This window comes from Kocuria atrinae C3-8, from assembly GCF_000286355.1.
Classification (GTDB): Bacteria; Actinomycetota; Actinomycetes; order Actinomycetales; family Micrococcaceae; genus Kocuria; species Kocuria atrinae_A.
In genome coordinates this window covers 1-1,278 of the sequence record NZ_AJXN01000214.1, presented here as the reverse complement: position 1 = coordinate 1,278, position 1,278 = coordinate 1, and the positions used below count along the sequence as shown (strand labels likewise).

The window sequence follows — 1,278 nt, the reverse complement described above, 5'->3', positions numbered from 1 at the left end:
GTCCCAGGCCACCGACCGACCGATACCTGCACGAGGGCATCGACTTAATACCTGAATATAGGCGGCGGTGGCCTCGGCCACGGTGTTGGCCACCGCGGTGGTGGTCTCCTCCCACCACGCGCTCACGACTTCCCCCACATGCTCGGGCACCTGGCCGTGGCCGTTGAGCACCTGGCGGGCGTGGCCGTTGAGCTCGGTGAAGATCGAGTCCAGGTCGTGGGCAGTGAAGCCGAGCAGACCGGTTTTCAGGCGGAACTCATCCGGGCTCACTTGACCGCCTCCTTCGCCTCGCCCACCTGCGCGGCCCAGGTGCGCAGGGTGTCCTCACCCCAGGCCTGAGCTGCGGGGGAGGCCATCAGCGCCTCCGGGGCCAACGGGTGGGCACGCAGGGCCTTGTCGAAGTCCCCCGGGGCCATGCCCAGCAGCTTCGCGGCCTCGGTGTGGGGGTAGAGCTGCACCGGGGTCGGCTTGCGGCGCTTGATCGGGGTCTCCGTGGCCTCCGCCCACCCATTGAGGCTGGCCGCGGTCCAGGCCCTCTCCGTGCTGGGGGTGATCAGCACCGCATCCGGGGCCAGGGGGTGCTCAGCCAGCAGCCGCTCGAACCCGGCGGCGGTCAGGTTCATCAACCCCGCCGCATCCCCCAGACCGTAGAGCCCAACCGGACGAGGAGTGTGGGGGGCAGCCACCTGCTCACGCATCGACGCCAGCCACGCCTTCAACGTCGCCGGCTTCCACACCGGCGACGGCTCCCCCTCCGGGGACCGTCTCACCCACGCATCCGCCGGGATCTCCCCCCGAGAGCGCCGGTAGACGTTGAACGTCGGGTACGGGATCCCCAGGTACTGCGCCGCCGCCTGAGGCGGGTAGTAGCTCTGCGGCTCCCCCACCTCAGTCTTGCCCCAGTTCTTCACGGTCTCCACCGTCCACACCGGCTGCGGTTTGCGATCCGCGCTGGCGGGCACGAGCACGGCGTCGGGGTCTTGCTGGCCCTTGGCCACCCAGATGTTGAAGTTCGCACGGGTGACCCCGAGCAGGGCCGCGGCGGCCCGGGGGAGTAGTAGGTCGGTGTGGTGGTCATGGTGTGCTCCCGTCTCCGTGTGGTGATGTGTCCATACAATACACTTTAGTGATACATTCATCTTTTACTACGTGTAATGTTGTTTTAGATGCATCTTGTCGACGCCGAGGAACACTCCTCGCCACCTAAATGTAGGAGGGCCCGGGCGGCCCGCAGGCCACTCCCCCCACCCCAGCACACCCCACCCCCGCACAACGCAC

2 protein-coding genes are annotated in these 1,278 nt (G+C 67.8%); both read right to left on the bottom strand.

What is annotated here, in order from left to right; translation table 11 throughout:
• The coding region (locus tag YO9_RS19340) for a hypothetical protein (RefSeq protein ID WP_223286720.1) at positions 1-270 on the bottom strand (270 nt) is incomplete at its 3' end.
• Positions 267-1,139: a hypothetical protein gene (locus tag YO9_RS0115920; RefSeq protein WP_223286719.1), complete on the bottom strand. Its 873-nt coding sequence runs from the start codon at positions 1,137-1,139 to the stop codon at positions 267-269. The genes YO9_RS19340 and YO9_RS0115920, both read right to left, overlap by 4 nt.
• Between the last annotated feature and the right edge of the window lie 139 nt (positions 1,140-1,278).